The organism is Klebsiella quasivariicola (assembly GCF_002269255.1).
GTDB classification, from domain to species: domain Bacteria; phylum Pseudomonadota; class Gammaproteobacteria; order Enterobacterales; family Enterobacteriaceae; genus Klebsiella; species Klebsiella quasivariicola.
The window spans coordinates 2,957,300-2,980,795 of record NZ_CP022823.1 but is presented as its reverse complement, the minus strand read 5'-3'; the positions used below and the strand labels follow the sequence as shown (position 1 = coordinate 2,980,795).

General features: G+C 59.9%; 21 protein-coding genes. 12 read left to right on the top strand and 9 right to left on the bottom strand.

The window, feature by feature from the left end:
- The first annotated feature begins 474 nt into the window (after nucleotides 1-474).
- The 3 genes from pntA (at nucleotide 475) to B8P98_RS14875 (ending at nucleotide 3,740) form a co-directional block, all read left to right on the top strand.
- A complete protein-coding gene (gene pntA / locus B8P98_RS14885; protein ID WP_080897432.1) occupies nucleotides 475-2,004 on the top strand; it encodes a Re/Si-specific NAD(P)(+) transhydrogenase subunit alpha in 1,530 nt (509 codons plus the stop codon).
- Nucleotides 2,005-2,014: 10 nt separating this feature from the next.
- Entirely contained in the window at nucleotides 2,015-3,403 is a 1,389-nt protein-coding gene (pntB, locus tag B8P98_RS14880; RefSeq protein WP_025713063.1) for a Re/Si-specific NAD(P)(+) transhydrogenase subunit beta, read from the top strand.
- 148 nt (nucleotides 3,404-3,551) lie between these two features.
- On the top strand, nucleotides 3,552-3,740 hold the full coding sequence (locus B8P98_RS14875) for a YdiH family protein (RefSeq protein ID WP_004887037.1): 189 nt from the start codon (nucleotides 3,552-3,554) through the stop codon (nucleotides 3,738-3,740).
- A 119-nt stretch (nucleotides 3,741-3,859) separates the two neighbouring features.
- Here B8P98_RS14875 and uspE read toward each other — a convergent pair whose 3' ends face one another.
- The 3 genes from uspE to ogt all read right to left on the bottom strand — a co-directional run bounded on the left by uspE (nucleotide 3,860) and on the right by ogt (nucleotide 6,411).
- A complete protein-coding gene (uspE, locus tag B8P98_RS14870) occupies nucleotides 3,860-4,810 on the bottom strand; it encodes a universal stress protein UspE (protein ID WP_002903391.1) in 951 nt (316 codons plus the stop codon).
- A gap of 138 nt (nucleotides 4,811-4,948) precedes the next feature.
- The gene (fnr, locus tag B8P98_RS14865) at nucleotides 4,949-5,701 is read right to left on the bottom strand and encodes a fumarate/nitrate reduction transcriptional regulator Fnr (protein WP_002903394.1); all 753 of its coding nucleotides are present in this window, start codon (nucleotides 5,699-5,701) and stop codon (nucleotides 4,949-4,951) included.
- Nucleotides 5,702-5,895: 194 nt separating this feature from the next.
- The gene (gene ogt / locus B8P98_RS14860; protein WP_025713064.1) at nucleotides 5,896-6,411 is read right to left on the bottom strand and encodes a methylated-DNA--[protein]-cysteine S-methyltransferase; all 516 of its coding nucleotides are present in this window, start codon (nucleotides 6,409-6,411) and stop codon (nucleotides 5,896-5,898) included.
- Between the two features lie 243 nt (nucleotides 6,412-6,654).
- Between ogt and B8P98_RS14855 the strand changes: the two genes are divergently transcribed.
- A complete protein-coding gene (locus B8P98_RS14855) occupies nucleotides 6,655-6,807 on the top strand; it encodes a hypothetical protein (protein WP_025713065.1) in 153 nt (50 codons plus the stop codon).
- A gap of 32 nt (nucleotides 6,808-6,839) precedes the next feature.
- On the opposite strand, the gene abgT is transcribed toward B8P98_RS14855, so the two are convergent.
- The 3 genes from abgT to B8P98_RS14840 form a co-directional block, all read right to left on the bottom strand.
- On the bottom strand, nucleotides 6,840-8,366 hold the full coding sequence (abgT, locus tag B8P98_RS14850; RefSeq protein WP_025713066.1) for a p-aminobenzoyl-glutamate transporter: 1,527 nt from the start codon (nucleotides 8,364-8,366) through the stop codon (nucleotides 6,840-6,842).
- Between the two features lie 123 nt (nucleotides 8,367-8,489).
- Nucleotides 8,490-9,935: a M20 family metallopeptidase gene (locus tag B8P98_RS14845; RefSeq protein ID WP_080897430.1), complete on the bottom strand. Its 1,446-nt coding sequence runs from the start codon at nucleotides 9,933-9,935 to the stop codon at nucleotides 8,490-8,492.
- Nucleotides 9,935-11,245, bottom strand: coding sequence for a M20 family metallo-hydrolase (locus B8P98_RS14840; protein ID WP_087805581.1), 1,311 nt, complete (start codon nucleotides 11,243-11,245; stop codon nucleotides 9,935-9,937). Before B8P98_RS14840 ends, B8P98_RS14845 begins: the two co-directional genes overlap by 1 nt.
- 166 nt (nucleotides 11,246-11,411) lie before the next feature.
- Between B8P98_RS14840 and B8P98_RS14835 the strand changes: the two genes are divergently transcribed.
- Entirely contained in the window at nucleotides 11,412-12,320 is a 909-nt protein-coding gene (locus B8P98_RS14835) for a LysR family transcriptional regulator (RefSeq protein WP_025713069.1), read from the top strand.
- 101 nt (nucleotides 12,321-12,421) lie between these two features.
- Entirely contained in the window at nucleotides 12,422-12,985 is a 564-nt protein-coding gene (gene smrA, locus B8P98_RS14830; RefSeq protein ID WP_025713070.1) for a DNA endonuclease SmrA, read from the top strand.
- Here smrA and B8P98_RS14825 read toward each other — a convergent pair.
- Nucleotides 12,982-13,788, bottom strand: coding sequence for an IclR family transcriptional regulator domain-containing protein (locus B8P98_RS14825; protein ID WP_012541880.1), 807 nt, complete (start codon nucleotides 13,786-13,788; stop codon nucleotides 12,982-12,984). The two genes, smrA and B8P98_RS14825, sit on opposite strands and share 4 nt — an antisense overlap.
- Before the next feature lie 169 nt (nucleotides 13,789-13,957).
- On the opposite strand from B8P98_RS14825, the gene B8P98_RS14820 reads away from it, so the two are divergent.
- Genes B8P98_RS14820 through pcaC form a run of 6 tightly spaced genes read left to right on the top strand, consistent with a single transcriptional unit; the run spans nucleotide 13,958 to nucleotide 19,022 of the window.
- Nucleotides 13,958-14,644 (top strand): 3-oxoacid CoA-transferase subunit A, encoded by a 687-nt coding sequence (locus B8P98_RS14820; protein WP_025713071.1) that lies wholly within the window; start codon nucleotides 13,958-13,960, stop codon nucleotides 14,642-14,644.
- A gap of 10 nt (nucleotides 14,645-14,654) precedes the next feature.
- Entirely contained in the window at nucleotides 14,655-15,311 is a 657-nt protein-coding gene (locus B8P98_RS14815) for a 3-oxoacid CoA-transferase subunit B (protein WP_025713072.1), read from the top strand.
- Between the two features lie 10 nt (nucleotides 15,312-15,321).
- On the top strand, nucleotides 15,322-16,524 hold the full coding sequence (gene pcaF, locus B8P98_RS14810; protein ID WP_025713073.1) for a 3-oxoadipyl-CoA thiolase: 1,203 nt from the start codon (nucleotides 15,322-15,324) through the stop codon (nucleotides 16,522-16,524).
- 9 nt (nucleotides 16,525-16,533) lie between these two features.
- Nucleotides 16,534-17,886: a 3-carboxy-cis,cis-muconate cycloisomerase gene (locus B8P98_RS14805; RefSeq protein WP_025713074.1), complete on the top strand. Its 1,353-nt coding sequence runs from the start codon at nucleotides 16,534-16,536 to the stop codon at nucleotides 17,884-17,886.
- The gene (pcaD, locus tag B8P98_RS14800) at nucleotides 17,876-18,643 is read left to right on the top strand and encodes a 3-oxoadipate enol-lactonase (protein WP_025713075.1); all 768 of its coding nucleotides are present in this window, start codon (nucleotides 17,876-17,878) and stop codon (nucleotides 18,641-18,643) included. The genes B8P98_RS14805 and pcaD overlap by 11 nt, the downstream gene beginning before the upstream one ends.
- Nucleotides 18,633-19,022, top strand: a complete 390-nt coding sequence (pcaC, locus tag B8P98_RS14795) for a 4-carboxymuconolactone decarboxylase (protein ID WP_080897426.1) — start codon at nucleotides 18,633-18,635, stop codon at nucleotides 19,020-19,022. The genes pcaD and pcaC overlap by 11 nt, the downstream gene beginning before the upstream one ends.
- 989 nt (nucleotides 19,023-20,011) lie before the next feature.
- Here the strand turns inward: pcaC and B8P98_RS14780 are convergent.
- Together B8P98_RS14780 and fumA are read right to left on the bottom strand one after the other, a co-directional pair.
- Nucleotides 20,012-21,628, bottom strand: a complete 1,617-nt coding sequence (locus tag B8P98_RS14780) for a mechanosensitive ion channel family protein (protein ID WP_080897425.1) — start codon at nucleotides 21,626-21,628, stop codon at nucleotides 20,012-20,014.
- A 161-nt stretch (nucleotides 21,629-21,789) separates the two neighbouring features.
- On the bottom strand, nucleotides 21,790-23,442 hold the full coding sequence (gene fumA, locus B8P98_RS14775) for a class I fumarate hydratase FumA (protein ID WP_087805583.1): 1,653 nt from the start codon (nucleotides 23,440-23,442) through the stop codon (nucleotides 21,790-21,792).
- Nucleotides 23,443-23,496: the final 54 nt, after the last annotated feature.

The window sequence follows — 23,496 nt, the reverse complement described above, 5'->3', positions numbered from 1 at the left end:
GACTGAAAACATTTGATTATTGCATTTAATCGCCGTGACTGTCTGCGTCATTTTTTGCATGCCGCCCAAATCGTATACTACGGAAAGATAACATTTTTCGATATGTTGAAAAAACAGCCGCTTGACCAGCAAAAACGATAATCAATACCACTTTTATTAGTTAATGTAATGTTAATACAATGATCTCTATGGCGATAAATGGCGTTTTATGCCGCCAGACAAGCGGATTATCAGGCCTGAAAGGCATATTCAGGTAAATATTGCTGCCCGGAACCATCTGTGCTGACAATAAGCAATAAAATCAAAAATTGTGTTTTATCGTTGTAGATCACAATCGGTATTTTCAGTAGGTTATAAAAAGTTTGTTACTGTTTCATTTTGCAGTCAGCGAAAGACGGCGAGGACGTTGTCGCGGTCTTGTCGTTGTTGGTCAGAAAAGTAAACCATCATCAAAAACCGATGGAAGGGAAAACTATGCGTATTGGTGTACCACAAGAGAGGCTAGCCCAGGAGACCCGGGCCGCCGCCACGCCGAAGACCGTTGAGCAACTGCTCAAACTCGGCTTTAGCGTCGCGGTCGAAAGCGGCGCCGGGAAACTGGCCAGCTTTGACGACGAGGCCTTTGTCCAGGCTGGGGCTGAAATCGTGACCGGCAACGAGGTGTGGCAGTCTGATGTCATCCTCAAGGTCAATGCCCCGAATGACGATGAAATTGCTTTGCTGAATCCGGGAACCACGCTGATAAGTTTTATCTGGCCGGCGCAAAACCCGCAGCTGATGGAAAAACTGGCGGCCCGCAATATCAATGTCATGGCGATGGATTCCGTGCCGCGTATTTCCCGCGCCCAGTCGCTGGATGCGCTCAGCTCAATGGCTAACATTGCCGGCTATCGCGCTATCGTTGAAGCGGCGCATGAATTTGGCCGTTTCTTTACCGGGCAGATTACCGCCGCCGGTAAAGTTCCCCCTGCCAAGGTGATGGTCATTGGTGCCGGGGTGGCCGGTCTGGCGGCGATAGGCGCTGCCAACAGCCTGGGCGCTATCGTCCGTGCTTTCGATACCCGTCCGGAAGTGAAGGAGCAGGTGCAGAGTATGGGCGCCGAGTTCCTCGAGCTGGACTTCAAAGAGGAGGCGGGCAGCGGCGACGGTTATGCTAAGGTCATGTCCGAGGCGTTTATCAAGGCCGAAATGGCGCTGTTCGCCGCCCAGGCGAAAGATGTCGATATCATCGTCACCACGGCGTTAATCCCGGGCAAACCGGCGCCGAAGCTGATCACCCGCGAGATGGTTGATTCCATGAAAGCGGGCAGCGTGGTGGTCGATCTCGCTTCGCAAAACGGCGGTAACTGTGAGTACACCGTGCCGGGCGAAGTGGTGACCACCGCCAATGGCGTGAAAATCATTGGCTATACCGACCTGCCGGGCCGTTTACCGACCCAGTCCTCGCAGCTCTACGGCACCAACCTGGTCAACCTGCTGAAGCTGCTGTGCAAAGAGAAAGACGGCAATATCGTTATCGATTTCGATGACGTGGTAGTGCGCGGTGTGACCGTGGTGCGCGAAGGCGAAATCACCTGGCCGGCGCCGCCGATTCAGGTCTCCGCTCAGCCGCAGGCCGCGGCGAAAAAAGTGGAAGCGCCGAAAGAAGCGGTGAAACCGGCGTCGCCGTGGCGCAAATATGCGCTGATGGCGCTGGTGATTATCCTCTTTGGCTGGCTGGCCAACGTGGCGCCAAAAGAGTTCCTCGGCCATTTCACCGTCTTCGCCCTGGCCTGTGTGGTCGGGTACTACGTGGTGTGGAACGTCTCCCACGCGCTGCATACGCCGCTGATGTCGGTGACGAACGCCATTTCGGGGATTATCGTTGTTGGTGCGTTGTTGCAGATAGGCCACGGTGGCTGGGTCAGCTTCCTGAGCTTTATCGCGGTGCTGATCGCCAGCATTAATATTTTCGGTGGTTTTACCGTGACTCAGCGCATGCTGAAAATGTTTCGCAAAGGATAAGGGGTAGCACATGTCTGGTGGATTAGTTACAGCTGCATACATTGTTGCTGCAATCCTGTTTATTTTCAGCCTGGCGGGACTGTCGAAACACGAAACGTCGCAGCAGGGCAACTATTTCGGTATCGCCGGGATGGCTATCGCCCTGATCGCCACAATTCTGGGGCCCGATGCCGGCAACGTCGGCTGGATTATTCTCGCGATGGTGATCGGCGGGGCGATCGGTATTCGTCTGGCGAAGAAGGTCGAGATGACCGAGATGCCGGAGCTGGTGGCTATCCTGCACAGCTTCGTGGGCCTGGCGGCGGTGCTGGTTGGTTTTAACAGCTACCTGCAGCATGAAACCGGGATGGAGCAGATTTTGGTCAATATTCATTTGACCGAAGTGTTCCTCGGCATCTTCATCGGTGCAGTGACCTTCACCGGTTCGGTGGTGGCGTTCGGTAAACTGCGCGGCAAAATTTCCTCGAAGCCGCTGATGCTGCCCAATCGCCATAAGCTGAACCTGGCGGCGCTGGTGGTCTCTTTCATTCTGATGGTGATTTTTGTTCGCGCCGACAGCACCGGCACCCAGGTCCTGTGCCTGCTGGTCATGACCGTCATCGCCCTGGCCTTTGGCTGGCACCTGGTGGCCTCTATCGGCGGCGCGGACATGCCGGTGGTGGTTTCCATGCTCAACTCCTACTCGGGCTGGGCGGCAGCGGCGGCGGGCTTTATGCTGAGCAATGACCTGCTGATCGTCACCGGCGCGCTGGTAGGCTCTTCCGGTGCGATCCTCTCTTACATTATGTGTAAGGCGATGAACCGCTCCTTTATCAGCGTGATTGCCGGCGGCTTCGGTACCGATGGTTCCTCCAGCGGTGGCGATGAAGAAGTGGGCGAGCATCGCGAGATTAGCGCGGAAGAGACCGCGGAGATGCTGAAAAATTCGCACTCGGTGATCATCACCCCGGGCTACGGTATGGCGGTGGCCCAGGCGCAGTATCCGGTGGCTGAAATTACCGAGAAGCTGCGGGCGCGCGGCATCAAGGTGCGCTTTGGCATCCACCCGGTGGCCGGGCGTCTGCCAGGACATATGAACGTCCTGCTGGCGGAAGCCAAAGTGCCTTACGACATCGTGCTGGAAATGGATGAGATCAACGACGATTTCAGCGATACCGACACCGTGCTGGTCATCGGCGCCAACGACACCGTCAACCCGGCGGCGCAGGACGATCCGAAGAGTCCTATCGCGGGTATGCCAGTGCTGGAAGTCTGGAAAGCGCAGAACGTGGTGGTCTTTAAGCGTTCGATGAACACCGGTTACGCCGGGGTACAGAACCCGCTGTTCTTTAAAGAGAACACCCATATGCTGTTCGGTGATGCGAAAGCCAGCGTCGATGCGATCCTGAAAGCGCTGTAATGTAAAATTATTGTTTTACAACCTTTGTTTATAAGCCGTCTCCTGTGAGACGGCTTTTTTATATACAAGGGGATGCCTGGAATTGTTCATAAAATAAGCGGCAAGAGGTGATATAATGTCCCGGTTCTTACATCAGACAGAGGATATTATGGATACCGAGTTAACCCCAACGCAGATGGCCATCGAATTCTTACGCCGCGACACCACCGTTATGACCCCAGCGCAGTATCTGAAAAAGCTTAAACTGCTGGAGCTGGAGTTTGCTGACCTGATGGCGCTCTCCTCGCTGGAGCTGAAAGAAGAGATCGATCTGGCCTGGCGTCTGGGTATCCACTAAGTCATTCATTCTCACTGAACAATGACGGGGCCGCGAGCGGCCCTTTTTTGTGCCTGACGGATAGCGGGCAAAAAAATCCCCCGCGAGGCGGGGGATGAGGGGCATAACAGGAACATCAGTTAATCGTCGTCGTCGTCGTCCAGTTCCACCGGCGTCTGGTAGGCTTCTGGTTTGAGCACCAGCAGATCGCAGCGCAGGTGGTCGACAACCTGTTCCGCGGTATTGCCGAGGAACGCCGCCGACAGGCCGGTTCGTCCAACGGTCCCCAGCACCACGATCCCCGCCTGCAGATGCTCGGCGAGATCCGGGATCACCTCTTCAGGCAACCCTTTTTCGACGTGTGTGAATTTCTCATCGATGCCAAACTTCTGCCGCAGCGCTTTCATCGCCAGCAGATGCTGGCCGCGAATGGCATCGTTGTAGACGCTGGGATCGAAATCCGGCAGTTCAATGGCGATATTGATTGGGGTGACCGGGTAGGCGCCGATCAGGTGCACTTCTGTGTGGTTGACTTCTTCCGCCAGCGACAGGGTTTCGCGAACCAGCTTCTCGTTGAGGGTGTTGTGGTAATTCTCTTCGCTGGCGAGATTGACAGCCACCAGCGCTTTGCCGCCTTCCGGCCACGGCTGGTCTTTGACCATCCACACCGGGCAGGGGCATTTACGCAGCAGATGCCAGTCCGTCGGGGTAAAGATCACCGCTTCCAGCTTGTCGTGCTGGTGGGCCATCTTCAGCAGCAGATCGTGTTTCTCGCTAACCACTTCCTGAATAATGGCTTCAAAGGGGCGGTTGTGCCACACCACTTTCACGTCAATTGGCACACCGGATTCAAGATAGAATTTCGCCTGCTCGCGGATCCAGGCGGTACGTTGGGCAATGACGCCCTGGCGCATTGCCGTCCGCTCGTCCGGGGACAGCAGGGTGGTCATTTCATAGGAAAAATCATAGATCGGCAAAAAAGCTTTGATGCGTCCACCAATCCGTTGGTGCAGGTACACCGCTCGCCTAAGCGCCGGCTGGTCGTCCTGGTTAGGATCGATTACTACCAGCATGCTCTGATACTTCGCCATACAGGGTCTCCTTACAACTGCAGCTACCGTCAGTTAATAAAAAGATAACTCATATGGATGAATTGAAACAGGGGAGGAGCCTGGTCAGATCAACAAATCTGAAAAAATTGCCGATTCTGACCAGGTGTTGCGCAGAGATTACGCGACGTTGCGCGCCTGTCCGGCCAGCTGGGCCAGCAGATCGCTGTTTTCAATGGTGATGTATTTGCCTTTCACCGCCAGCATGCCGCTTTTCTGAAAACGACCCAGCAGACGGCTGATGGTTTCGACGGTGAGGCCGAGATAGTTGCCGATATCGCCGCGGGTCATCGTCAGACGGAACTCACGAGGAGAGAAACCGCGCTGGGCGAAACGACGAGAGAGGTTATAAATAAACGCGGCCAGCCGCTCTTCGGCATTCTTTTTGGAAAGCAGCAGGATCATATCCTGGTCGCCTTTAATCTCACCGCTCATCAGACGCATCATCTGCTGACGCAGATTCGGCATTTTTCCGGAAAGATCGTCGAGGGTTTCGAAGGGGATCTCGCAGACCATTGAGGTTTCCAGCGCCTGCGCAAAGCTCGGGTGCAGGCCGGTGCCGATGGCGTCAAAGCCTACCAAATCGCCCGCCAGATGGAAGCCGGTGATCTGCTCATCACCTTGTTCGGTGATGGTGTAGCTTTTAATGGTCCCGGAGCGAATGGCGTACAACGACTTCAGCTCATCACCGGCTTTGAACAAGGTTTGACCTTTCTGGATAGGCTTTTTCCGCTCGATAATATTATCCAGCTGATCAAGCTCATGCTCGTTCAGAGTAAAGGGGATGCAGAGCTGGCTAATGCTGCAATCCTGACAATGGATAGCACAACCGCCAGACTGAATGCGTCGAATAATTCGCTTCTCAGGGATCATATGTCTGCTCAGGCCTTAATTGATATTGGTCAATTTTAACATCTTTTTGATGAGCAGGTAAGTCTTCAGGCTCTGAAACACGTAATATCAGCAGGGTAAATCAAAACAGCCCGATATCTGATTGATTAGAAATAGGTTATTCAGCCACATTTGATTGTAAAATTACCTGAAAATTCCAGAAAAGGCATTTTCAGTCAAAGCAACAGATAGCCCTCGTGGCGCAAAAGCCACTCTTTACGCTGTACGCCGCCGGCATAGCCGGTCATGGTGCCGTTGCGCCCGATGACCCGATGGCAGGGCACCACGATACTCACCGGATTAGCGCCATTAGCGGCCCCTACGGCGCGGGCGGCGCCAGGACGACCCAGCGCTTCGGCCAGCTGGCCGTAGTGCATGACCTGGCCACAGGGGATATCGCGTAACGCCTGCCAGACGTGTCGCTGGAAAGGGGTGCCAGCCGTGGCGGTAGGCAGGGTGTCGATGATGGCCAAATCGCCGGCAAAATAGTCGTTCAGTTTACTGCTGAGACCGCCGGGATTGCGGCAGTCGACGCGCTGGTAGCCTTCCCGGCGATAATGCACGTCGAGCAGCGTTTCCATCCGATCGCGATGCTCGTCCCACTCAACAGCGCGCAAATTAAACTGTTCGTCGCAGAGCACCCACAGCGGCCCCAGCGGGGTATCCATTTTATCCTGCAGCAAGGTCAACATCTTTCCGTCATCCACTATTGTTGCGAGGACCACACGATACCACGCGCTGACGGCGGTCAACTATACTCCCAAAAGATAAACCCCCATCACGGGCTGCGTTCAGTGGCCGCGATGATGATTTATTTTTGGATCGATCCTGGCGGGTTATCGGGCATGGTTTTTGCTACGTTTAACAGACGACGTCCCGCCTGCGCACAGTTTTGTGCGTCGACGCGGCGCGGTTAACAACTCGGAGGTGGGGCTATGCAATATATACTGACCGGCGTACTGGTATTGATCGTCAGCGGCTTAGGGATCCACGCGCTGACGCTGGTGATTGAGCGGGGGTATAAAGCGTTGTGGTATAAATTCGCCAGCGTGGAACAGGCCAGCCGCAAAGTGAAGATTTCCCGCTAACGTGACGCGGCCGTCCCTGGCGCATCAGCGGTTTAAGATAGCCGCGGATAGATGCCAGGGCCGATCGGCAGTCCCACCAGATACCAGCCCACCAGCAACAGCAGCCAGACGGCGAGAAAGATCAGCGGGTAAGGGAGCACCAGTGAGTAGTAGGTCCCAAGCCGGGCATCCGGCCGGTAGCGCTGTAAAAAGCCGAGAAACAGCGGCACAAACGGCGACACGGGCGCCAGCGGCAGCACCGATGAATCGGCGATGCGAAACAGGATCTGCGCAAACGCCGGGTGAAAGCCCAGCAGCATAAACATCGGCACGAAGATCGGCGCCAGAATCGACCAGATGGCCGAGCCGCTGGCGATAAACATACACAGAAAAGCCGACAACAGCGCAAGGCCGACAAACGCCGGAACACCGTTCATGCCTGAACTCTCCAGCAGATCCGTCAACCCAACGGCCATAAACTTGCCCATGTTGCTCCAGTTGAACATCGCCACGAACTGCGCCAGCGGGAAGACCATCACGATAAACCCGGCCATCTCTTTCATCGGTTCAATCATTAACTGCGGCAGATCGGCCTGGCGGCGAATTTTGCCGGTGGCGATGCCGTATGCCAGCGACACGAAAAAGAAGAAAAAGATAATCAGCGGCACGATGCCTTTGATAAACGGCGAGGGCATGACCGTGTGTTGAACCGGGTCGCGCAGAATACCGTTTTCGGGGACCACCATCAGGGCGATGATCGCCACGAATACCAGCGTTGCCACGCCGGCGATGCGCAGGCCGAAACGCTCCTCGGGGGTCAGCGTCTGCAGCTTTTCCTCACGACTGCCTTGCCACTGTCCCAGCCGCGGTTCCACCAGCTTATCGGTGATCAGTCCGCCGACGAGCGTCAGAACGATCACCGAGGTCGCCATAAAGTACCAGTTGTCGATCACGCTGACGTGTAATGAGGCATCGATGGATTTTGCCGCCTCGGTGCTGATCCCCGAGAGCAGTACGTCGGTGGTGACAATCAGTAAATTGGCGGTAAAGCCGCAGCCCACGCCGGCAATCGCCGCCAGCAGGCCGGCGACCGGATGCCGACCGACGGCGAGGAACATCAGCGCGCCCAGCGGCGGCATAATCACCAGCGCCGCATCAGATGAGATATGGCTGAAAAAGGCGATAAACAGCACCATATAGCTGGCATAGCGGGCGCTAACGTGCGAGGCCATCTTGACCATCAGCGCCGGCAGCAGACCCACGCGCTCGGCAAAGCCGGCGCCCAGCACCAGGGCGAGGATCGCCCCCAGCGGCGCAAAACCGCTGAAGTTTTTGATCACATTCGGTAAAAACCAGTGCAGCCCTTCCACGCTGAGCAGGTTTTTGACCACCACCCGCGAACCGTCCCCGGGGTTCTGCACCCCGACGTTGAAGGCGGAGAGGATCGCCGTGGCGGCGATCAGCACCACGATAAGATAGATAAACAGCAAAAACGGGTGCGGGACTTTGTTACCGATCTTCTCTACCCAGCCATAGCGCTTTCCGCCGGGGGAAGACGACGGTATGGATGACATACTCATGGGCATTCCTCTGTTGTCGTTGTTGTGTTGGGCAGGCCTGCTCCCGTACTGCCGGCGGTTATTATGGTCGGTGCGTGCCGCGATGCCGGTCAGTGTCTGTCTGGAGTGGTCTGGTCTGTATGGTTAGCGTAAAACCGACGGTCTCACCTCCGCCGGGATCGGGCAGCGATAGGGGTGTTCGGCCAGCGCCTGCCTGAGCTCCTGCTGGCTGGCCGCCAGCAGCGCGCTGTCGCTGAATAAACGGATGGCGGTTGTGCCGAGGACTTTCCCCGCCAGCAACATGCCCTTATGGGCGATGGTGGTTCTGCCCTGGCTCACCAGTTGCCAGCTGTGCAGCGGGGTTCCCACCGCGAAGCACGGGCTGAAGCACTGGGCCACTGGCGCTTTCCAGCTGACATCGCCGACGTCAGTGGAGCCGGCGAGGATGTTATCGGTGGCCGCCCACGGCGCCACCTCATCAATCAGCAGCGTGTCGCGGTGGCGGCGGGCAAACGCTTTGCCTTCCTCCCCACTGGTGCCGGCAATATTGTGCAGGCTGTTATTAATATCGTTGGCGCTGAGAGTGGCGCGGATCGCCGCGGCAAAGGCGCGTTCCTCGTCGCTCCAGTCAGGGGTACCGTAATGACAGACCGCCTGATACATCGCCGCCTCAAGCGTACGGTTGGGCAGATAGCTGGAGCAGGCCTTTTCAAAACGGCAACTGACCTGCGTCTCGGTCATCAGCGCGGCCCCCTGGGCAATCTTCTCGATGCGGGCGAAGATCTGTTCTACGTCGGCCATCTCCGGGGCGCGGATCAGATACAGCACTTCCGCCTGCGCCTGCACCACGTTGGGCGAGACGCCGCCGGTATCGGTAATGGCGTAATGAACCCGCGCCTTCTCGATAATATGTTCATTGAGGAAGTTGCTGCCGGTGGTCATCAGGGTGACGGCATCCAGCGCGCTCCGGCCCAGGTGCGGTGAATTAGCGGCGTGGGCGGCGGTGCCGGTGAATCGCCATGCCGCCTGAATATTGGCGAGGGTGCGGGTGCTGAACATCCCGGCCCAGGCTTCCGGATGCCAGGTGAGGGCCGCATCGACATCATCAAACAACCCTTCGCGCACCATAAAGGTTTTTCCCGATCCGCCTTCCTCGCCGGGACAACCGTAAAAGCGCAGCGTGCCCGCGCCGCCGTGCTGCTGCAGCCAGGCTTTGGCGGCGACCGCCGCGGCGAAAGCCGCGGTACCGAGCAGATTGTGCCCGCAACCGTGGCCGTTGGCTCCCGGTGTCGAGGAGGTCGGTTCTGCGCAGTGGGCCTGCTGGCTGAGTCCCGCCAGGGCGTCAAATTCGCCGAGCAGGGCAATGACCGGTTTGCCCTCGCCGACGCTGGCGATAAAAGCATTCGGGATCCCGCCGGCATCGCGGGTGAGCTGAAAACCTTCCGCTTCCAGGGCGTCGGCCAGCCGTTGGGCGGACCAGAACTCCTCAAAGCGGGTCTCCGGGTGGTCCCAGATGTCGTCGGCGATCGCACAGTAGGTGTCCCGTTGTGCCTCAATCATCTCGTCCACAAACTGAAAAATGGCTTCCATCACACCCCCCGCTGCCAGGGAAAGTTAAGCGCGACGCGCGCCAGAGTCTCGACCGCCACCGCCATCACGCTCTCATCGAAATCAAATTTCTCGTTGTGGTGACCGGCGCTCAGTTCGGTGCCGAAAATCATGTACGAGGCGAGGCCGCCGCGCGCCTGGACCCGGGCCATCATCAGGGTGGCATCTTCCGACCCCGCCGGGGCGGCGATGCGATCCACCGCCTGTTGCACGCCGGGTACCTGAGCGGCCTGCTCACGCAGATACGCCACCCATGCCGGCGACGGCGCGCTGGCGGTTGCCGCGCCCATCATGCGCAGTTCGTAGCGGGCTTCGTACATCGCCGCGGCCCCGGCGATGACCTGCTGCGCCCGCTCGAACACGTACTGGTTAATGGCTTCGCTTTCGCCGCGGGTTTCCACTTTTAACAGCGCGGAAGAGGGCACCACATTGCGTCCGGTACCGGCCTGCATCACGCCGACGTTGACCCGCGAGGCGCCGGCGCTGTGCGGCGCAATGGCGTGCAGGCCAAGAGCGGCCTGGGCGGCGGCCAGCAGTGCGTTGCGCCCGTCCTCGGGCTTGCCGCCGGCATGGGCGGCCACGCCGTTGAACTGCACGTCGAATTTGGTAGTGGCCATAAAGTTGTCCCCGCCGCAGACGACGGTGCCTGCCGCGACGCCGGTACCGATATGTATCGCCGTGAAATAGTCCACCTCGTCCAGTACGCCGGCGGCCACCATCGCGCGGGCGCCACGGGTCCCTTCTTCTGCAGGCTGGAAAATCAGTTTGATCACCCCATTGAGCTGGTCGGCATACTGCTTCAGGACGTGCGCCAGCCCCAGTCCGATGGCGGTATGGCCGTCATGGCCGCAGGCGTGCATCATGCCGGTATTGCAGGAGGCGAAATGGTCGCGATGGGGGCGGTGACTGTCGTCGTGCTGTTCATTGAGATCGAGGGCATCCATATCGACGCGAAAGGCCAGGGTTGGGCCGGGACGTCCGGTGTCAAGCGTGGCGACCACCCCCGCAAATCCGCCTTCAAACGCCGGTAACCAGCGCTCCGGCGCACCCTGTTCGCGGGCGCGCTCGAAAGCGAGGGCCAGGGTCTTCTCGTCCGGCAGCCCCATCCGGCTGTCGGCATCGATAACGTCGCGGCCCAGCGCCAGCTGATAGCCGAGTCCGTCGAGGATCTCCGCCACCTTGCTGGCGGTGCGGAACTCCAGCCAGCCGGATTCCGCGTGCAGGTGAAAATCGCGGCGCCATTGGGTCATGGAGGGCGCCAGCTGGCGCAGGTATTCTTCAAGTTGCGGCATAGCATATCCTGTCATAAGTAAAAAATGTGACGGCGTTCACGATGTGATAGCTTTTGTTTATCGCTAACGCGCTACAGGCCTTAACACCCTTAACCTGCCACAGCCTGATGGATTACAGTAGATGTCATTTTCTTCTGTCTGATAAACAATGGTTATCACCTAAAACATGGCATTTCAGATCAAATTTCATCAAATCCGCGCCTTTGTCGAAGTGGCCCGGGAAGGCAGTATTCGCGGCGCCAGCCGGGCGCTGTCGGTCTCGCAGCCGGCGCTGACCAAAGCGATTAAAGAGCTGGAGGAGGGGCTTTCCGCCCAGCTGTTTGTCCGCCGCAGCCAGGGGGTGGCGCTGACCGAAAACGGCGAAAGTTTTTATCAACATGCGAGCCTGATCCTTGAGGAGCTGCGGGCGGCGCAGGATGAACTGCTGCAGCGCCAGGGAGAGCAGGCCGGGCAGATCAATATTGGCCTTGGCGCCAGCGTCGCCCGGTCACTGATGCCGTCGGTGATCTGCCGCTTTCATCAGCAGCATCCGCAGGTAAAGGTGCGGATCATGGAGGGCCAGCTGCTGGCGATGATTAATGAGCTGCGCCAGGGGGAGCTGGATTTCACCATTAACACCTACTATCCCGGGCCGTACGACCATGAGTTCAGCTTTGAGAAGCTGTTTGAGAAACCGTTCGCGGTATTCGCCCGCGCGGGCCATCCGGCGGCGCAGGCTACCTCGCTGGGGGAGCTGATGGATCACCACTGGACCATGCCGACGCCGCGCGGCAGCTACTTTAAACAGTTGCAGGACCGGTTTAATCAGGCCGGGATGGCGCCTAAGGTGGATATTGTTTGCGAAACCTTCTCGTCGTGCATCAGCCTGGTAGTGAAAAGTGATTTTCTCAGCATCCTGCCGGTGGAGCTCGGCAACGATCCGCTGATGGCGGACAAGCTGGTGATGATCCCTGTCCGCGACGTCTTGCCGACGGCCGCCTATTTTCTGATACAGCGGCGCGACACCCGGCAGACGCCATTAACGGCGTCGTTAATCACGCTGTTTCGTCGTCAGAGCCGACAATTGTTTCCTTAATCGCCCGTGGCGCTCACTTTGCCAGCGAACGCGGCTAAACGCGTTGAGGGGGGAGCGCGGGGCGGCTATAGTAGCTGGCGACAGCCGCTGGAGGAGAGCCCATGAACCTTGATGACAAATCCCTGTTTCTTGACGCCATGGAAGATGTCCTGCCTCTGAAACGTAACAATGACGTGCACTGGCATCCCGGGCGCAACAGCCGCGCCCCGCAGCGCGTCGATACCCTGCAGCTGGATAATTTCCTCACTACCGGCTATCTGGATATCGTGCCGCTCGCCGCGCCGCTGGAGTTTAAGCGCGAAGGTTTGCAAAGCGGTGTGCTGGATAAGCTACGGCGGGGGAAATACAGCCAGCAGGCGAGCCTCTCCCTGCTGCGCCAGCCGGTGGAACAGTGTCGACAGATGCTCTTCGCCTTTATGGTGCAGGCGCAAAAAGAGGGATTACGCAATGTGCTGATCGTTCACGGCAAAGGCCGCGACGATCGGTCCCACGCCAATATCATCCGTAGCTATCTGGCGCGCTGGCTGGAAGAGCTGCCGGAGGTGCAGGCCTTCTGCGCCGCGCTTCCACATCACGGCGGCAGCGGCGCCTGCTATGTCGCGTTGCGTAAATCGGCCGAGGCGAAGCAGGAGACCTGGGAGCAGCACGCCAAGCGCAGCCGTTAGCGCAGAAGCAGCGTCAGCTCGCGGGCGGCTTTCTGCAGCTCCGGCAACACGCGGTCGATCATCTCGCGGGCCGACATCTGGCCCGCATGTACCCCAACGTTCAGCGCCGCCTGCACCTGCCCCTGGGCGTTAAACAGCGGTACCGCCAGGGAACGCAGCCCCATCTCCAGCTCCTGATCGTTAAGCGCATACCCCTGCTGATGCACCCGTTTCAGTTCGGTGCGCAGCTTCGCCACCGAATCCACCGTCTGCGGGGTGTAGCGGATCATGGTCACCCGGGCCAGCATATCGTTGAGCTTCTCCTCCGGCTGATGGCTGAGCAACACCCGGCCCATCGAGGTTGCCCAGGCGGGCAGGCGGCTGCCGATATCCAGGTCGATGGTCATAATGCGCGAACTGGAGGCGCGGGCGATATACAGGATATCGTCCCCGTCGAGGGTGGCGATGGAGCAGGACTCATTGAGCATTTCGCTCAGATGCCGCAGCACCGGCTGCGCCGAACGCGCCAGCGGCGTGGAGGCCAGCCAGGCGTGGCCCAGCGCCAGGATCCGCGGTCGCAGCTGGAAATTCTTACCATCTTCGGCATACACGAACCCCAGTTTGCTCAGGGTATACAGGCAGCGGCGCACCGCCGCGCGCGGAATGCCGGTCTTCTGGCTAATCTGCGAGATGGACAGCAGGGGCCGCTGCGGCGTGAACGCCTGGATCACCTCCAGACCCCGTGCCAGAGAGGCCATAAAGTTCGGATCGCCCTTAAACGGATCGCCGTCGCCGGTCAGTAAATCGTCTGGATGCTTGTCCATTTCTGTTCCCCATATTTGCCATCGATCACATTCTTTCGCTAAAGATAACCGATGTTCGATTATCGCACCATATTTCGATTATCGCCCTTGACCGACATCGTTAAGCGGGTCACATTTTGTGCGAACAACGAATAAAAGTGCGATTACCGCACATCACTGGAGCGACCTGATGATTGATAAAAGCGTATCGACGCTGAGCGAGGCCATCGCCGGGATCCACGACGGGGCGACTATCATGATCGGCGGCTTTGGTCCCGCCGGCCAGCCGACCTTTCTCATTGACGCCCTGATTGACCAGGGCGCCCGCGACCTGACCATCATTAATAACAACGCCGGTAACGGGGAAGTGGGTCTGGCGGCGCTGCTCAAGGCGGGCCGGGTGCGCAAAATGATCTGCTCTTTCCCGCGCCAGGTGGATTCGCAGATTTTCGATGATCTCTACCGTCGCGGCAAAGTGGAGCTGGAGCTGGTGCCGCAGGGCAACCTCGCGGCGCGGATCCAGGCCGCTGGCGCCGGGCTGGGGGCGGTGTTTACCCCCACCGGCTACGGCACGCCGCTGGCGGAAGGCAAGGAGACGCGGGAAATCGATGGCCGTCACTACGTGCTGGAATATCCGATTAAAGCCGATTTCGCGCTGATTAAAGCCCACCAGGGCGACCGCTGGGGCAACCTGGTCTATCGCAAGGCGGCGCGCAACTTTGGCCCGATCATGGCGACAGCGGCGAAAACCACCATCGTGGAGGTCTCGCAGCTGGTGCCGCTGGGCGACCTTGACCCGGAAAACATCATCACCCCCGGCATTTTCGTCCAGCGAGTCTTCTCGCTGGAAAACCTGACTGCCGCACAACGCGCCTGAGGAGCCTGAGATGCAAAAACTGACCCGTGACGAAATGGCCCAGCGCGTGGCCCGCGATATTCCCGAAGGCGCGTATGTGAACCTCGGTATTGGCCTGCCGACCCGCATCGCCAATTACCTGCCCGCTGATAAAGAGGTGTTCCTGCACAGCGAAAACGGACTGCTGGGGATGGGGCCGAAACCGCAGCCCGGAGAGGAAGACCCGGAGCTAATTAATGCCGGCAAAGAGTATGTCACGCTCCTGCAGGGGGGCTGTTTCTTCCATCATGGCGACTCCTTCGCCATGATGCGCGGCGGCCACCTTGATATCTGCGTGCTGGGGGCCTATCAGGTCTCCGCCAGCGGCGACCTCGCCAACTGGAGCACCGGCGCGCCGGATTCGATTCCGGCGGTTGGCGGGGCGATGGATCTGGCTATCGGCGCCCGTCAGGTGTTTGTGATGATGGATCACCTGACCCGCGACGGCGAGTGCAAGCTGGTGGCGCACTGCAGCTACCCGCTGACCGGCGTCGGCTGCGTCAGCCGGATCTATACCGACCTGGCGGTGATCGACATTACCGATCGCGGCCCGGTGGTGCGGGAAATCTTTAACGGTCTCTCTTTTGAAGAGCTGCAGCGCATCACTCCGGTGGCGCTGACCTTTGAACAACTGGCGGAAAGCGCGTAAGGAACCTATGATGAATCAGGCATTTATCTGCGATGCGGTGCGTACACCCTTTGGCCGTTTCGGTGGTACCCTGGCGACGATGCGCGCCGACGACCTGGCGGCGCTGCCATTGAAAGCCCTGCTGGCGCGGAACCCGGGACTGGATCCCTCGCGCATTGACGATGTGATCTTTGGCTGCGCCAACCAGGCCGGGGAAGATAACCGCAACGTGGCGCGGATGGCGTTGCTGCTGGCCGGGCTGCCGGAGAGCGTACCCGGCAGCACCATCAACCGCCTGTGCGGTTCCAGCCTCGATGCGATCGGGGTTGCGGCGCGGGCGATTAAAAGCGGGGAAACACAGCTGATGATCGCCGGCGGCGTGGAGAGCATGTCCCGCGCGCCGTTTGTGATGGGGAAAGCGGAGAGCGCCTTTAGCCGCAGCATGCAGATGGAAGATACCACCATCGGCTGGCGCTTTATTAACCCGCAGATGAAAGCCCTGTACGGCGTCCATTCCATGCCGGAGACGGCGGAAAACGTCGCCGACGAGTTTGCCATATCACGCGCCGACCAGGACGCTTTTGCGTTACGCAGTCAGTTGCGCACCGCCGCGGCGCAGGAAGCGGGACGCTTCGCCGATGAGCTGATCGCCGTCCAGGTGCCGCAGCGCAAAGGCGAGCCGCTGCTGTTTAGCCGCGATGAACATCCGCGCAGCACCTCGCTGGAGGCGCTGGCTAAACTGCGCGGCGTGGTGCGCGCCGACGGCAGCGTCACCGCCGGCAACGCCTCCGGCGTTAACGACGGTGCCTGCGCGCTGCTGCTGGCCAGCGAGACGGCGCTGGCGGCCAACGATCTCCAGCCGCTGGCCCGGGTGGTCGGCGTGGCGACGGCGGGCGTCGCACCGCGGATCATGGGCTTTGGCCCGGCGCCCGCGGTGCGTAAGGTGCTGGCGCAGACCGGCCTGACATTAGCCCAGATGGATGTGATCGAGCTGAATGAGGCCTTCGCCGCCCAGGCGCTGGCGGTGACCCGTGATCTGGGTTTACCGGATGATGCCGCCCACGTTAACCCTAACGGCGGGGCGATCGCGCTGGGCCACCCGCTCGGCGCCTCCGGCGGCCGGCTGGCGATGACCGCGGCTTATCAGCTGAAGCGTACCGGCGGCCGCTACGCCCTGTGCACCATGTGCATTGGCGTCGGACAGGGGATCGCCCTGATTATTGAACGTGTTTAAGGAGCCAGAATGAGTTTGTTGACCCCAATGCTGCGCGGCAGTCCGCTGACCGACTGGTTCAGCGACGCGCAGCGGGTGCAGGGCATGCTGGATTTTGAAGCGGCGCTGGCGCAGGCGCAGGCCGTCTGCGGGATGGTGCCGCCGGAAGCGGTCGGGCCGATTGTCGCGGCCTGCCGCCACGAGGAAATCGATTTTGCCGCGCTGGGCGAGGCGGCGGTGGGGGCCGGTAACCTGGCGATCCCGCTGGTGAAACAGCTGACGGTACAGGTAAAAGCGCGAGATCCTGAGGCTGCGCGCTACGTCCACTGGGGCGCCACCAGTCAGGACGCCATCGACACCGGACTGGTGCTCCAGCTGCGCGGGGCGCTGGATGCCGCTGAGACCTTGCTTGAGCAGCTGTTGGCTGCCCTGGCTCTCCAGGCGGATCGTTATCGCGATACTGTCATGCCGGGTCGGACCTGGATGCAGCATGCGCTGCCAGTGACCTTTGGCCTGAAGCTGGCGGGCACCCTCGACGCGCTCCTGCGCTGGCAGCAGCGGCTGCGCGAGATGCGTCCGCGGCTGCTGGTGCTGCAGTTTGGCGGCGCCGCGGGCACTCTGGACGCGCTAAAAGAGAAAGGGCCGGCGGTTGGCCAGGCGCTGGCACAGATCCTCGGTCTGTCGCTGCCGGATACCCCGTGGCACAGCCTGCGCGATCGGCTGCTGGAGGCGGGCGCCTGGTTTGCCGGCGTCTGCGGTACCCTGGGGAAATTCGCCAATGACTTCTCCCTGCTGATGCAGACCGAAGTGGCTGAAGTGGGCGAGCCGGTAGCGGAAGGCCGCGGCGGCTCGTCGACAATGCCGCATAAGCGCAATCCGGTGGCCTGCGCGGCGATCCTGACCGCTGCCCAGCGCACGCCGGGGCTGATGGCGACCCTCTACGCCAGCCAACTCCAGCAGCACGAGCGGGCGCTGGGCGGCTGGCAGGCGGAGTGGGAGACGCTGCCGGAGCTGATTACTCTGGTGGGCGGGGCGCTGGCGCAAAGCGAAGCGCTGGTGCGCGATATGCAGGTCTTCCCGCAGAAGATGCGCGCCGATCTCGATATCACCCATGGGCTGATTATGGCCGAGGCGGTAACCCTGGCGCTGGCGGAATTCATCGGCAAAGCCGAGGCGCATCATCATATCGAGGCGCTGTGCCGTCAGGCGCTGGAGCGTCACTCTCCGCTGGTCGATCTGCTCGCGGCTGACCCACAGGTCAGTCAGTATCTCTCTCGTGAACGCTTAACCACGCTGCTGGACCCGGCAACGGCGACCGGCAGCGCCGAACGCTTTGTGCGCCAGGTGCTGGCGCGTTATCAGGAGCAACGTGATGAATCTTGATTATCAACTCGACGGGCCGGAAGGCGCGCCGGTTATCGTCCTCTCCAACTCGCTGGGCACCACCCGGGCGATGTGGCAGCCGCAGATCGAGGCGTTAACCGCCCATTTTCAGGTACTGCGCTATGACACGCACGGCCACGGTAAAACCACGAAAAATGGCAAAGTGACCCTCGCCCAGCTGGGGGAAGATGTGATTACGCTGCTCGATCACCTGAATATCGACCGCGCCTGGTTCTGCGGGATCTCGATGGGCGGTCTGACCGGCCTGTGGCTTGGCCGTTTTGCACTCGAGCGTTTCTATGGGCTGGCCGTTGCCAACACCGCGGCGCGCATTGGCGATCAGGCCAGCTGGCTGTCGCGGGCGCGGGCGGTACGCCAGGAAGGAATGGCGGTGGTGGCCGCCGGGGCGGCGGACCGCTGGTTCACTCAGGCGTTTCGCCAGAAGGCACCGGAGGTGGTGGAGGCACTGTGTCATCAGCTGACTCATACCGACGCCGAAGGTTATGCCGCCTGCTGCGAGGCACTGGCCGCCGCCGACCTGCGGGGTGAAGTAGGGCAGATCCCGCTACCGACGTTAATCATCGCCGGGGAAAGTGACCCTGTCACTACGGTTAATGACGCTCATTTCCTGCAGCAGCAGATCCCCGCCTCCGAGGTGGTGGTGCTGGCGGCATCGCATCTGTCAAATATTGAGGCGCCGACCCATTTTACCTCAGCGTTGCTGAGCTTTTTTCAGGGAGAACGCCATGGAAGATAAACAGCGTTATCAGGACGGCATGGCGGTGCGGCGCAAAGTATTGGGCGACGTTCACGTCGACCGTACGCTGCAGCATCTGACGCCGTTGAATGAAGAGTTTCAGGACTTTATCACCCGCTACGCCTGGGGGGAAACCTGGACGCGTCCGGGGCTCGATCACCATACCCGCAGCATGATCACCATTGCTATGCTGATCGCTCTCAATCGCGAGGCGGAGCTGAAGATGCATCTGCGCGCGTCGTTTAACAACGGGGTGACCCGCGATGAGCTGAAAGAGTTAATTATGCACTCTGCGCTGTATTGTGGGCTGCCAGCGGCCAATGCCACGATGCATCTGGCGCAGCAGGTGTTTGACGACATCGACGCCGCGCAGGGGTGAGTCGCCGTCCGAGTCGGATTGCCCGGCAGTCGTTGTAGGCCGGGTAAGGCGCAGCCGCCACCCGGCGAAATGGCGGGTATGGCACCGATAGATTGCCCTCCGGCGCAGCGCTTGCCGGGCCAGGGAAGCGAAGATCGCCTGTAGACCCCGTAGGCCGGGTAAGGCGCAGCCGCCACCCGGCGAAATAACGGCACAACCGGAAATGTCCCTGTTCGCACTATGTTTGGCAGGGCCACAACGTTTGGCAGGGCTACAACTTCTATGCTAATTCCGGGCAGATTGCGCTCCCGGTTGATCTTCTGCGTTATGTCTCTTATGGCGCAGGGAGCGCACATGGGGCGGCCAGTCGCCGCCGCCCCCTGTACCCCCGGGCTCCGGCCAGCAAAATCGCCGCTGCGCGGTCCCTTCGACTTATCCCGGCAGGCTTCGGGTCGGGCCGAGGCAGCGTCCGTGCAAAACACGGCCCTCAGCCCGCATCCATGCGGGCTGCCCCGGCCTGCCGGGAACGTCTCAGCGATTTTGAGGCCGCCAGCACCGGCAGTTTCAGCAATAATGGTGAATAAATTAACGACAGGTCGTACGTACGTAGGCCGGGTAAGGCGCAGCCGCCACCCGGCGAAATAATGTCGTAAACGTAAATTTCCCTGCTCGCGCTGCGCTTAGCAGGGCTACCACTCCAGTGTTAATTCCGGGCAGATTGCGCTCCCGGTTGATCTTCTGCCTTATGTCTCTTATGGCGCAGGGAGCGCACAGGGGGCGGCCAGTCGCCGCCGCCCCCTGTTCCCCCGGCCTGCCGGGAACGTCTCAGCGATGTTGAGGCCGTAACACCGGCAGTTTCAGCAACAATGGTGAATAAATTAACGGCAGTCCGCACGGACCGTAGGCCGGGCAAGGCGTTAGCCACCGCCCGGCACAAACGCGGCACTGCGCTGGCTGTTCTTGCTCAGCGGCGCCGCCGACACCCGGCGGAAATGCCGCTATGTTATCCCTTATTTCTCCGGTTCCTGCGGCGCGACGGCCGGGGCGGTGTACCACGCTTCCTGCGGCACCACCACCGCCGCCTTTGGCTGCATCACAAAGTTCGGCGACATTATCTGCACCCCGAACTCGTTGAACACATCAATAATGCTGCTGTGCAACGCGTTACGGCCCTCGGGTAGCGTCGTCGCGGGGAGTAAGCGCACCTGCAGCTCATACGAGGTGTACCAGTCAAGCAACCCCAGCTTACGCACCACCGGGGCGATTTGCTGATCCACGCCGGGGGTGCGTCTTGCCGCCAGCTCCAGCAGCGCATGAACCTGACGCCACGGCGTATCGTAGCCGATGGTGACGCTGGTGGTGAGGTTGATCCCGCCATCGGCGCTCCCGGCGCTGAGATTAATAATTTTCCCGCTGACCACCACCGCGTTGGGAACGGTAACGATGTAATTCTCACGGGTGAGAATTTTGGTCGCCAGCACGCCAATCTCGCTGACCTGTCCCTCATTATCGGCAAGACGGATCCAGTCGCCTTTGCGCAGCGCCCGGGAGTAGATCAGCACCAGGCCGCTCATCGCATGGGTCATTACCCCGGTCGACCCGAGGGTCAGCATCAGGCCGAAGAACACGCTGATGCCCTTAAAGGCCAGGGAGTTGGCGCCGGGAAGGAACGGGTAGGCGGCGGAGAGGGCGAACAGCCAGATGACCACCGAGATCAGCCGGCGGGTGGCGCTGACGGTTTCCGGATGGATGCCTGGCACCTGGATGCGGCCGGCGGCGACCTGGTCGAGAAGCACTTTTACCAGGCGAATGATAAGCCAGGTGAGGAGGAAAATAAGCACCACAATCATCAGCCCCGGCAGGGAGGCGACAATCGACAGCGAGAGATCGCGGATCACGCCCAGCGACCATTCGCCCAGTGATTCGCTCCATACCCGCGTCCAGGGAAATAAACTGAAGACCCAGCTCAGCCAGAGATAACAGGCCAGCATGCCGATAAAGATAACCAGCACCGCATAGAGTCGAACTTCAATATTGCCGAGATAGCGCCGCCAGTGTTGGGGAATGGCGCTGCGTTTTTCGAGGATCCGCAGCAGGAAAAAACGCCGCACGCGTCGCCAGGCGCGAAAGGCGCTGTAGTAAAACAGCGCCAGCAGCAGCGCCCCGGCCAGCGCTTTGCCGGCAGAGAGCAGCAGATAGCGGGTGTTGAACTGTTCCCGCAAACCGGTGCGCTGGGCTTCCATTCGCGCCAGCACCCGCTGGGCCGCCTGGTCGAGGGTTAAATCGTCGCCCTCATCAAGATCCCCCTGGCTCAGCAGCAGTACCGGCTTGCCGTTCATCATAAACAGTCGGCCTGGCTGACCATAGCGGATAACCGGCACGATCCGCAGTGGCTGGCGAATATCATCCTCGGTAAACGCGCGCAGGGCGCTGCGGGTGCGCAAAACGCGCTCTTCAGGCGTCGTCTGGCCAAAGGTGGCCTGCAGCATCACTACCGGCTGGTGGAAAATATACACCGTGCGCGCCTGTTCACGGGCCGTTGGCTGCTGTCGCGGTTCGGCGGCCTGCGCTGGCTGGAGCACCAACAGCGCCAGCGCCCAGAGGATAACGATGCTCATCCTGTTCATAGCGGCACCTGAGATAAGAATTATTGTTATTTTTCAGCAAAAAACGGAGGGCTTTTAGATGAGCATAGCCTGGCGCGAAGTGAATTCAAGCCGGGGCGCGCGGGCATAAAAAAAGCCGTCACCCAAACGGCGACGGCCTGAATTAGCGTCAGAGGAGAGCGTTAACCGTGCTGTTTACAGCCGGCGCACTGCTTGTTCTGGATCTGCTGGAAGAAGTCGTTGCCTTTGTCATCGACGAGGATAAACGCCGGGAAATCTTCCACTTCGATTTTCCAGATAGCTTCCATCCCCAGCTCCGGATAAGCCACGCACTCGAGGCTCTTAATGCTTTGCTGCGCGAGTACTGCCGCCGGGCCGCCGATGCTGCCGAGGTAGAAGCCGCCGTGTTTGTGACAGGCGTCGGTCACCTGCTGGCTGCGGTTGCCTTTGGCCAGCATTACCATGCTGGCGCCGTGGGACTGCAGCAGATCGACGTAAGAGTCCATGCGGCCAGCGGTGGTTGGGCCGAGGGAGCCGGAGGCATAACCGGTCGGGGTCTTGGCCGGGCCGGCGTAGTAGATCGGATGGTCTTTGACGTACTGCGGCAGCGCCTCGCCGTTATCGATAAGTTCCTTCAGCTTGGCGTGGGCGATGTCGCGGGCCACGATAATAGTGCCGTTAAGGCTCAGGCGGGTGGAGACCGGATGGGCAGACAACTGAGCGAGGATCTCGCTCATCGGCTGATTCAGGTTAATACTCACCACCTCGCCTTCGCCGGCCTGACGCAGATGCTCAGGAATATATTTCCCCGGATTGCTCTCCAGCTTCTCGATCCAGATACCGTCGCGGTTGATTTTCGCTTTGATGTTGCGGTCGGCGGAGCAGGAGACGCCCATGCCGATCGGACAGGAGGCGCCGTGGCGCGGCAGACGGATCACGCGGATATCGTGGGCGAAGTATTTCCCGCCAAACTGCGCGCCGAGGCCGAGGTTCTGCGCTTCCTGCAGCAGTTCCTGCTCCAGCTGCACATCGCGGAAGGCCTGACCATGCTCGTTACCTTCAGTCGGCAGGCCGTCGTAGTAGCGGGTCGAGGCCAGCTTGACGGTCTTCAGCGTCGCTTCCGCCGAGGTGCCGCCGATCACAAACGCGATATGGTACGGCGGGCAGGCGGCGGTACCGAGGGTACGCATCTTCTCAACGAGGTAGTTTTTCAGCTTCGCCGGGGTGATCAGCGCCTTGGTTTCCTGGTAGAGATAGGTTTTGTTGGCGGAACCGCCGCCTTTCGCCATGCACAGGAACTTGTATTCTTCACCGTCGACGCTGTAGAGATCGATCTGCGCCGGCAGGTTGGTGCCGGTGTTAACCTCTTTATACATATCCAGCGGCGCGTTCTGTGAGTAACGCAGGTTATCTTCGGTATAGGTGTTGTAAACGCCCTGCGCCAGGGCGGCTTCATCGCCGCCGCCGGTCCACACGCGCTGGCCTTTTTTTCCCATAATGATGGCGGTGCCGGTATCCTGACAGGTCGGCAGTACGCCCTTGGCGGCTATTTCCGAGTTGCGCAGGAACTGCAGGGCGACATATTTATCGTTATCGCTGGCCTCGGGGTCGAGCAGAATTGACGCGACCTGCTGCTGATGGGAAACGCGCAGCATAAAAGCGGCGTCGTGGAAGGCCTGCTGGGCGAGCAGGGTCAGCGCCTGCGGTTCCACTTTCAGAACCGGCTGGCCGTCAAATTCGGCGACGGAGACGTGCTCTTTGCTGAGCAGATAGTATTCGGTATCGTCGTGCGCCAGCGGGAACGGATCCTGATAAACAAACGGTTTAGTCGACATAATCACTTACTCCATAAAGATAAAAACCGCCGGGGTAGTCCCGGCGGTTATGAA

Excerpts from the sequence above, each read along its gene's own strand:
- pntA (WP_080897432.1), top strand. The coding sequence starts at position 475 with ATGCGTATTGGTGTACCACAAGAGAGGCTAGCCCAGGAGACCCGGGCC.
- pntB (WP_025713063.1), top strand. The coding sequence starts at position 2,015 with ATGTCTGGTGGATTAGTTACAGCTGCATACATTGTTGCTGCAATCCTG.
- B8P98_RS14875 (WP_004887037.1), top strand. The coding sequence starts at position 3,552 with ATGGATACCGAGTTAACCCCAACGCAGATGGCCATCGAATTCTTACGC.
- uspE (WP_002903391.1), bottom strand. The coding sequence starts at position 4,810 with ATGGCGAAGTATCAGAGCATGCTGGTAGTAATCGATCCTAACCAGGAC.
- fnr (WP_002903394.1), bottom strand. The coding sequence starts at position 5,701 with ATGATCCCTGAGAAGCGAATTATTCGACGCATTCAGTCTGGCGGTTGT.
- ogt (WP_025713064.1), bottom strand. The coding sequence starts at position 6,411 with ATGTTGACCTTGCTGCAGGATAAAATGGATACCCCGCTGGGGCCGCTG.
- B8P98_RS14855 (WP_025713065.1), top strand. The coding sequence starts at position 6,655 with ATGCAATATATACTGACCGGCGTACTGGTATTGATCGTCAGCGGCTTA.
- abgT (WP_025713066.1), bottom strand. The coding sequence starts at position 8,366 with ATGAGTATGTCATCCATACCGTCGTCTTCCCCCGGCGGAAAGCGCTAT.
- B8P98_RS14845 (WP_080897430.1), bottom strand. The coding sequence starts at position 9,935 with ATGGAAGCCATTTTTCAGTTTGTGGACGAGATGATTGAGGCACAACGG.
- B8P98_RS14840 (WP_087805581.1), bottom strand. The coding sequence starts at position 11,245 with ATGCCGCAACTTGAAGAATACCTGCGCCAGCTGGCGCCCTCCATGACC.
- B8P98_RS14835 (WP_025713069.1), top strand. The coding sequence starts at position 11,412 with ATGGCATTTCAGATCAAATTTCATCAAATCCGCGCCTTTGTCGAAGTG.
- smrA (WP_025713070.1), top strand. The coding sequence starts at position 12,422 with ATGAACCTTGATGACAAATCCCTGTTTCTTGACGCCATGGAAGATGTC.
- B8P98_RS14825 (WP_012541880.1), bottom strand. The coding sequence starts at position 13,788 with ATGGACAAGCATCCAGACGATTTACTGACCGGCGACGGCGATCCGTTT.
- B8P98_RS14820 (WP_025713071.1), top strand. The coding sequence starts at position 13,958 with ATGATTGATAAAAGCGTATCGACGCTGAGCGAGGCCATCGCCGGGATC.
- B8P98_RS14815 (WP_025713072.1), top strand. The coding sequence starts at position 14,655 with ATGCAAAAACTGACCCGTGACGAAATGGCCCAGCGCGTGGCCCGCGAT.
- pcaF (WP_025713073.1), top strand. The coding sequence starts at position 15,322 with ATGAATCAGGCATTTATCTGCGATGCGGTGCGTACACCCTTTGGCCGT.
- B8P98_RS14805 (WP_025713074.1), top strand. The coding sequence starts at position 16,534 with ATGAGTTTGTTGACCCCAATGCTGCGCGGCAGTCCGCTGACCGACTGG.
- pcaD (WP_025713075.1), top strand. The coding sequence starts at position 17,876 with ATGAATCTTGATTATCAACTCGACGGGCCGGAAGGCGCGCCGGTTATC.
- pcaC (WP_080897426.1), top strand. The coding sequence starts at position 18,633 with ATGGAAGATAAACAGCGTTATCAGGACGGCATGGCGGTGCGGCGCAAA.
- B8P98_RS14780 (WP_080897425.1), bottom strand. The coding sequence starts at position 21,628 with ATGAACAGGATGAGCATCGTTATCCTCTGGGCGCTGGCGCTGTTGGTG.
- fumA (WP_087805583.1), bottom strand. The coding sequence starts at position 23,442 with ATGTCGACTAAACCGTTTGTTTATCAGGATCCGTTCCCGCTGGCGCAC.